Annotated in this window: 4 protein-coding genes and 1 pseudogene; all 5 read left to right on the top strand. The window is 57.0% G+C overall.

Translation table 11 applies throughout. The features are described 5' to 3' along the window. The coding region (gene tolQ / locus ACIP1X_RS28180) for a protein TolQ (protein WP_166554502.1) at nucleotides 1–666 on the top strand (666 nt) is incomplete at its 5' end. Between the two features lie 23 nt (nucleotides 667–689). Next, nucleotides 690–1142, top strand: coding sequence for a protein TolR (gene tolR / locus ACIP1X_RS28175; RefSeq protein ID WP_161806672.1), 453 nt, complete (start codon nucleotides 690–692; stop codon nucleotides 1140–1142). Further along, nucleotides 1142–2221, top strand: a complete 1080-nt coding sequence (gene tolA, locus ACIP1X_RS28170) for a cell envelope integrity protein TolA (protein ID WP_053123075.1) — start codon at nucleotides 1142–1144, stop codon at nucleotides 2219–2221. The genes tolR and tolA overlap by 1 nt, the downstream gene beginning before the upstream one ends. A 17-nt stretch (nucleotides 2222–2238) precedes the next feature. Next, nucleotides 2239–3519: a Tol-Pal system beta propeller repeat protein TolB gene (tolB, locus tag ACIP1X_RS28165; RefSeq protein WP_172680149.1), complete on the top strand. Its 1281-nt coding sequence runs from the start codon at nucleotides 2239–2241 to the stop codon at nucleotides 3517–3519. Nucleotides 3520–3571: 52 nt separating this feature from the next. Further along, nucleotides 3572–3674: pseudogene (locus ACIP1X_RS28160) on the top strand (peptidoglycan-associated lipoprotein); the annotation flags it as partial.

Raw genomic sequence — 3674 nt, 5'->3', positions numbered from 1 at the left:
ATGTGGAGCCTGGTCAGCAATGCCAGCATCGTGGTGCAGTTGGTAATGTTGACCCTGGTGGCCGCATCGGTGACCTCATGGATCATGATCTTTCAGCGCAGCAATCTGCTGCGTGCCGGTCGACGCGCCCTGGAGAGCTTCGAAGAGCGCTTCTGGTCGGGTATCGATCTGTCCAAACTGTACCGTCAGGCGGGCAGCAACCCGGATCCGGATTCGGGCGTCGAGCAAATCTTCCGCGCCGGTTTCAAAGAGTTCTCGCGTCTGCGTCAGCAGCCAGGTGTCGACCCTGAAGCGGTGATGGAAGGTGTGGCCCGTGCCATGCGCGTTGCCATCTCCCGTGAAGAAGAGAAACTCGAGCAAAGCCTGCCGTTCCTCGCCACCGTTGGTTCGGTCAGCCCGTACATCGGTCTGTTCGGTACTGTGTGGGGCATCATGAACTCCTTCCGCGGTCTGGCCAGCGCCCAGCAAGCAACCCTGGCCACTGTGGCCCCGGGTATCGCCGAAGCCCTGATCGCCACCGCGATCGGCCTGTTCGCCGCGATCCCTGCGGTTATCGCTTACAACCGTTTCGCCGCTCGCAGCGAAACCTTGCTGGGCCGCTACTACACCTTCGCCGATGAATTCCAGGCGATCCTGCACCGCAAAGTGCACACCAGCGAAGAATAAGCAGGTAATTTCCAATGGCTTTAATCGCTCGAGCTCGCAAAAAGCGCAAGCCGGTCGCCGAGATGAACGTGGTGCCTTACATCGACGTGATGTTGGTGCTGCTGGTCATCTTCATGGTGACCGCGCCGATGCTCAATCAGGGCGTGAAAGTTGATCTGCCCAAGGTTTCCAGCGAAGCCTTGCCGCAGGACAACAACACGCAAGTCCTGACCATTTCGATCAAGGCTGACAAGACCTACTACTGGAACCTTGGCAGCGAAGTCGATACCGAGAAGCAACAGGACAGGGCCATGACCCTGCCGCAAATGACCGACGCGGTGACCAAGATCATTCGTGCCGGCACCGAAGGCGGCAAGCGTACCCAGGTTTTCATCCGCGGTGACAAGACCGTCGATTATGGTTCCGTCATGGGCGCCATGGGCGGGTTGCAGAAAGCCGGGGTCGGTAATGTTGGTTTGATTACCGAGGCCCCCTGATGCAGCAACAGCGAGAGCCGTCCGCCTCGGAAAGCTACTTCTGGCCTAGTGTTCTGGCAATAGTCCTGCACGTGCTGGTGTTCGGCATGCTGTTCGTCAGTTTCGCCTTCACACCAGAGCTGCCGCCGGCCAAACCGATTGTCCAGGCGACCCTGTACCAGCTGAAATCGAAAAGTCAGGCAACCACCCAGACCAATCAGAAGATTGCGGGTGAGGCGAAGAAATCCGCCGCGCGTCAGACCGAAGTCGAGCAGATGGAGCAGAAAAAGGTCGAGCAGGAAGAGATCAAGGCCGCGGCGGAACAAAAGAAAGAAGAAGCGGCTCAAAAAGCCGAGGAAGCCAAGAAGGCCGACGAGTCGAAAAAAGCGGACGAAGCGAAAAAGGCTGATGAAGCCAAAAAAGCCGACGACGCGAAAAAGGCTGAGGCGAAAAAGGCAGAAGAGAAACAATTGGCTGATATAGCCAAGAAGAAAGCCGAAGACGAAGCCAAAAAGGCTGCTGAAGAAGAGGCCAAGAAAGCGGCCGCTGAAGAAGCCAAGAAGAAGATTGTCGAAGACGCGAAGAAGAAAGCCGCCGACGACGCCAAGAAGAAAGCTGAAGCTGACGAGGCGAAGAAGAAAGTCGCCGACGAAGCGAAGAAGAAAGCTGCTGCCGATGCTGCGAAGAAGAAAGCGCAGGATGCGGCACGTAAATCGACCGAAGACAAAAAGGCTCAGGCCTTGGCCGATTTGCTTTCCGACACGCCGCAGCGCCAGCAGGCTTTGGCGGATGAGCAGGGTGACGAAGTCGCGGGCAGTTTCGATGACCTGATTCGTGCGCGAGCAGCAGAAGGTTGGGCTCGACCACCTTCGGCACGCAAAGGCATGACGGTCGTGCTGCAAATCGGCATGTTGCCGGACGGTACGGTGACTTCGGTGAGCGTGTCCAAGTCCAGCGGCGATGGTCCGTTTGATGCTTCGGCAGTGGCGGCAGTGAAGAATATTGGACGTTTGACAGAAATGCAGGGAATGAAGCCGAGCGATTTCGCTCCGTATCGTTCATTCAAGATGACATTCACACCTGAGGATCTAGCCTTGTGAGAAACCTTCTTCGAGGAATGCTGGTCGTGATCTGCTGCATGGCAGGGATCGCGATGGCTGATGAAAAGAACATTCTGGTTACCAGCGGCAGCGATCGGGCTACTCCGATCGCGGTTGTACCGTTTGGTATGCAGGGCGGTGCCGTCCTGCCGGACGACATGGCTGAAATCATTGGTAACGATTTGCGTAACTCGGGCTACTACTCGCCGATTCCAAAGCAAAACATGATCAGCCAGCCAAGCCAGCCGAGCGAAATCATCTTCCGTGACTGGAAGGCGGTGGGTGCTCAATACATGATGGTCGGCAGCATTGCTCCAGCCGGCGGTCGCCTGCAGGTGCAATGGGCGCTGTTCAACGTTGCCACCGAGCAGAAAGTGGCTGACGGCAGCGTCTCCGGTACCACGGATCAAATCCGCGACATGGCGCACTTCATTGCTGACCAGTCGTTCGAAAAACTCACCGGTATCCCGGGTGCGTTCTCGACTCGCCTGCTGTACGTAACGGCCGAGCGTTTCTCCGAGAAGAACACTCGCTACACCCTGCAACGTTCGGACTACGACGGTGCTCGCGCCGTGACTCTGCTGCAATCGCGTGAGCCGATCCTGTCGCCGCGTTTCGCACCGGATGGCAAGCGCATCGCCTATGTTTCGTTTGAACAGCGCCGTCCGCGCATCTTCATGCAGAACATCGACACCGGTCGTCGTGAGCAGATCACCAACTTCGAAGGTTTGAACGGTGCACCGGCCTGGTCGCCGAATGGTGATCGTCTGGCGTTCGTACTGTCGAAAGACGGTAACCCGGACATTTACGTGATGAACCTGGCTTCGCGTCAGATCACTCGCGTGACCGCAGGTCCAGGCATCAACACCGAACCGTACTGGGGCAAGGATGGTTCGACCATCTACTTCACCTCGGATCGCGGCGGCAAGCCACAGATCTACAAAACCAGCGCCAGTGGCGGCGGTGCGGAGCGAGTGACCTTCATCGGTAACTACAACGCCAACCCTAAATTGTCGGCGGATGAAAAGACCCTGGTGATGATCCATCGTCAGGACGGTTTCACCAATTTCAAGGTGGCAGCCCAGGATTTGCAGCGAGGTAGTGTAAAGATCCTCACTGATAGCACTCTGGACGAGTCGCCTACTGTTGCGCCCAACGGCACCATGGTAATCTACGCCACCCGCCAACAGGGCCGGGGAGTCTTGATGCTCGTGTCCATTAATGGACGCGTTAGGCTCCCGCTTCCTACCGCTCAAGGCGAAGTCAGAGAACCGTCCTGGTCCCCTTACCTGAAGTGAGCGGGCGCTACACGTTTTACTTAACACACTGGGGTTCATTAGGAGTTTCACGATGGAAATGCTGAAGTTTGGTAAATTTGCTGCGCTGGCTCTGGCCATGGATGTAGCTTTAGGTTGCTCGTCCAATGTCGGCGACAACGCCGGTGAAGTCGCTT

Source organism: Pseudomonas sp. NPDC088885 (assembly GCF_044750025.1).
Taxonomy (GTDB): domain Bacteria; phylum Pseudomonadota; class Gammaproteobacteria; order Pseudomonadales; family Pseudomonadaceae; genus Aquipseudomonas; species Aquipseudomonas rustica.
The sequence above is the reverse complement of the archived record's forward strand: the minus strand, read 5'-3'. Positions and strand labels throughout refer to the sequence as shown.

Excerpts from the sequence above, each read along its gene's own strand:
- tolA (WP_053123075.1), top strand. The coding sequence starts at position 1,142 with ATGCAGCAACAGCGAGAGCCGTCCGCCTCGGAAAGCTACTTCTGGCCT.
- tolB (WP_172680149.1), top strand. The coding sequence starts at position 2,239 with ATGCTGGTCGTGATCTGCTGCATGGCAGGGATCGCGATGGCTGATGAA.